General features: G+C 41.2%; 3 protein-coding genes and 1 tRNA gene. All 4 read right to left on the bottom strand.

The features are described 5' to 3' along the window. Positions 1-1290, bottom strand: coding sequence for an adenylosuccinate synthase (locus U0839_RS08540; protein WP_155564976.1), 1290 nt, complete (start codon positions 1288-1290; stop codon positions 1-3). A gap of 73 nt (positions 1291-1363) precedes the next feature. Next, the gene (locus tag U0839_RS08535) at positions 1364-2509 is read right to left on the bottom strand and encodes an ATP phosphoribosyltransferase regulatory subunit (RefSeq protein ID WP_413550474.1); all 1146 of its coding nucleotides are present in this window, start codon (positions 2507-2509) and stop codon (positions 1364-1366) included. 42 nt (positions 2510-2551) lie between these two features. After that, positions 2552-3724 carry a phosphoserine transaminase gene (locus U0839_RS08530; protein WP_198198130.1) on the bottom strand — a complete coding sequence of 391 codons (1173 nt, stop codon included), beginning with the start codon at positions 3722-3724 and terminating at the stop codon, positions 2552-2554. Between the two features lie 44 nt (positions 3725-3768). Beyond that, positions 3769-3852 (bottom strand) — tRNA-Leu (locus tag U0839_RS08525). Positions 3853-4146: the final 294 nt, after the last annotated feature.

The following is a 4146-nucleotide window of genomic DNA, read 5'->3' as shown; positions in this document are numbered from 1 at the left end:
TTAGTTTGGCAAAAAATTCTCGGATAATATTGTATCTTCACGTTCAGGACTGGTTGAAATGACAGCAACCTTAACCCCTGTCAATGCTTCAATACGTTCAATATAATTTCTTGCTGCTGCCGGCAATTCTTTCTTTGACCGAATACCAGAGGTCTTTTCATTCCATCCTGACATCGTTTCATAAATAGGTTTCAATCTTTTTTGCGCTTCCAAAGTATATGGAAAACGCTCTATATTCTGACCGTCCAATTGATACCCGACACAAATTTTGACCTCTTTTAAGCCGTCCAGAACATCTAGTTTCATCAAGGCCAAACCATCCAATCCACCAACTTGAACTGCACGACGTACCAGTACAGCATCGAACCATCCACAGCGTCTTGGCCGTCCTGTTACCGTACCGAACTCGTAACCTTTTTCACCTAAATATTTTCCAGTTTCATCAAATAGCTCGGTTGGAAATGGCCCTGCACCAACTCTTGTCGTATAGGCCTTGGCAATTCCAAGTATGTATCCGCCTGTCCGTGGACCTGTACCGCTACCAATCCCCGTTTGAGCAGGCACAGTATTTGAACTGGTTACAAAAGGATAGGTTCCATGATCTACATCCAACATTATGGCCTGTGCCCCTTCAAATAGCACAAATTTATTATCCTTAATATAACTTGCCATTAATTCTGAAACGGGTGCCATAAAAGGTAAAACCTTTACAGCAATAGTATTGAGATAGGATAGAATTTCATCTTTTGAAAATGTTTTTTCACCCAATGATACCAATAAGGCATTATGATGAGCCAATAACTCATCCAAACGCCAATCTAGCGTTTCCGGTTCTGTCAAATCACACAAGCGAATGGCACGACGCGCCACTTTATCTTCATAAGCGGGTCCGATACCTCGACCGGTTGTTCCAATTTTATGTTCTCCACGTGCTTTTTCACGAGCCTGATCCAAGGCCACATGAGAAGGCAAAATCAAAGGGCAATTCTCGGCTACTTTTAAAATATCTGGAGTAATTTCGATATTTTGATCTTTAAACTTGGCAATCTCATTTAACAGGGCCTGTGGATCAACAACAACCCCATTGCCAATAATACTAATTTTTTGCCTGACTACACCGGAAGGCAATAATGATAATTTATAACTTTTTCCATCAATAACCAGGGTATGTCCAGCGTTATGTCCGCCCTGAAATCTTACTACAACATCTGCCTGACTGGCCAGCCAATCAACAATCTTTCCTTTTCCCTCATCTCCCCATTGGGAACCGACAATGGTAACACTGGACATATAGACTTCCTTATCTAAACAACCTTATTTATAAAATTACACAAATATTAAATGATTAAAGCGCTTACACCAATTACAAAGGAAACAACTTTCCTTTTTTGTATATATATTGACAATTTAAATGATGAGCCTCTTCTTCAGGATCGCCTTCAACCGCACAACTCATTAATGTAACATATCCCTCTTCATGCAGTTTGCTCAACTCCTCAATTCTATGACAATCATAGGGAACAAAAACTCTTGATTTGCTCAAAGGTCTTTCCGCTCTTTGCAACAAAATATCTGGACGAAGGGTTAAACCACAAGCAGGTTCCTGATTATTGGAAAGATATCTTCCACCCCGACCAACTTCACCACTAATACCATCAGCATAAACGGAAATACATAATCCTGTATGATAATCCCAGCCTCTAAATTCAACAGGATCAATAGTCAATTCAATATCCGGATCTTGATTTCGCACCGCTTTTACAGAAGCCAACAACCGTTCAAACAACCGTTGGGCCTCTGCTGGGAAATCTAATTTTCGCAATGCGCCAATAGCCTGATCCGCAGGACCTGCCGCCTGCAACATAGCTGTCAAAATATCCGAATAATCCCCGCCATAATATTTTACGGCGGCAACATCTTTACGATCCAATGCACGCATTAACGCACCCAATTGTGCAGAGGTAAAATTTTCCGGGCAAATAATTGCCTGTACTAGCTGCGGCATCATTAAATCAAAACTGAAGGCCTGAATCCCAAGCGCCTGTAATGCCTGTGCAGTCACCAGAATCACCTCGGCATCAGCCTGTGCATTATCGATGCCAATCAATTCAATGCCAGTCTGTAAAATTTGACGGGCTGCTGAATGTCTTGCCCCTTTAACCCAGATACAGAGACCGGCATACGACAACCGCAAAGGACGTGGTGAATTGATTAATCGTGTCGCAGCAATTCTGGCAATCTGAGGTGTAATGTCTGCGCGCAAGCCCATCATATAACGTGTTTCTGGATCCATTATCCGAAAAGTTTGCTCTGCAATTCCTTTGCCCGCATGCGCAAGAAGACTCTGTTCGAATTCCAATAAAGGTGGATTGACCCGATCATAACCGTAATTAGCAAAAATATTCATCATTTTTTGCAAGCCATGCGCTTCTGTCTCAGCATCAGAGGGCAAGACATCGCAAAAACCAACGGGGAGCAATGCGTTACTTATTTCCAGATCATCAATCATATGTATAGTTGCTTTTTACCTTTAATCATCTTCCCGTATGATTCAGCCATCCGCCTTTACCATCGCAAACGCCCAATCAAGCCAAGGTAACAGGGCCTCCATAGATGCAGCAGTCACCGTTGCCCCACCCCATAACCTCAATCCCAGAGGAGCATCACGATAACTGGCAATATCATAAGCGACCTGTTCCTCAGCCAAAAGCCCAGTCAGTTTCGATAAAACCGTTTTCTGACTTTTATTATCCAACGCGACAAACCAAGGATCCACAATTTTTAAACAAATAGAGGTATGTGAGCGATACTTCTCATCTTTTGCAAGAAATTCAATCCATGCCGTTTTAGCAACCCATTGACTGACAATCCTCAGATTATTTTCACTAAGACGTTTTAATCCTGCCAATCCCCCGACAGATTGAGCCCATCTCAAACCATCCAGCGCGTCTTCAACGCAAAGCATTGACGGGGTATTGATTGTATCTCCCTCAAAAATTTTTTCGTTCAATTTTCCCTGTTTCAATACACGGAATATTTTAGGCAAGGGTCTTAACTGTTCCGTTTCCTCAAGACGTTTCACTGCATGTGGGGATAAAGCAAGCATTCCATGCGCGGCTTCCCCACCCAAAACCTTTTGCCAGGACCACGTTACCACATCAAGTTTCGACCATGGCAGATCCATCGAAAAAACAGCCGAGGTCGCATCACAAATAACCAATCCATCATGATGGTCAGGAATGAAATCCCCATTTGGAATTTTAACACCCGAAGTCGTTCCATTCCACACCATTACAACATCATTATCCCACTGAATTTCATCCAGATTTGGCAATTCACCATACTCTGCATGAATAATATTGGTATTGGGCAGTTTTAACTGTTCAACAACATCGGTAACCCATTCCGCAGAAAAACTGTCATAAGAAAGCACATCAACAGGACGAGACCCTAGCAAAGCCCACAAAACCATTTCAACAGCCCCGGTATCTGAAGCGGGAACAATACCCAATTTCCATCCTTCAGGAACATCAAGTATTTCAGCAGAGCGGTGGATGACATCATGTAACCTGGCCCGCCCTTCCTTGGAACGATGTGACCGTCCTACCAGGGCATTTTGCAAAACATTGATATTCCATCCGGGACGTTTTGCGCAAGGACCAGATGAGAAACATGGATTTTCAGGTTTTTTTTGAGGTTTGGGAGATATGGATAATCTTGACATAAGCGTTAATAACCATTCATTGCACGTTAATAGATAACGTGAATTGGTGCGAAAGGGGGGATTTGAACCCCCACGCCTTGCGGCGGTCGATTTTGAGTCGACTACGTCTACCGTTCCGTCACTCTCGCTTGCTTATTTCCTCTTAGCAGATAACACCACCAAAAGACAATCTTGTTTTTAAAAAAAATTAAAAAAATTGCAAGTGTTTTTCAAAGATTTTTTCATTTAAAATACATAATATTCACCTTATAATTAAATTTTATACAAAAAATTATAAAACTGGTTACTTATACATCGTTTATTTAACTTATATTTATTTAAATTTTTTTAGAGTTTTTTAATAAAAAAAATTAATTCCAATAAAAAGCAAACCTTGCAAAACTTTTAAAGTAACCAAAAATATTCACTACTTTACCAAAATT

Origin of the sequence: Commensalibacter sp. A3DC (assembly GCF_047307945.1) — a bacterium.
In the GTDB taxonomy this organism is placed as follows: Bacteria; Pseudomonadota; Alphaproteobacteria; order Acetobacterales; family Acetobacteraceae; genus Commensalibacter; species Commensalibacter melissae.
The sequence above is the reverse complement of the archived record's forward strand: the minus strand, read 5'-3'. Positions and strand labels throughout refer to the sequence as shown.

What these genes read in the sequence shown, in the direction of transcription:
- U0839_RS08535 (WP_413550474.1), bottom strand. Translation starts at nt 2,509, where the DNA reads ATGATTGATGATCTGGAAATAAGTAACGCATTGCTCCCCGTTGGTTTT.
- U0839_RS08530 (WP_198198130.1), bottom strand. Translation starts at nt 3,724, where the DNA reads ATGTCAAGATTATCCATATCTCCCAAACCTCAAAAAAAACCTGAAAAT.
- U0839_RS08540 (WP_155564976.1), bottom strand. Translation starts at nt 1,290, where the DNA reads ATGTCCAGTGTTACCATTGTCGGTTCCCAATGGGGAGATGAGGGAAAA.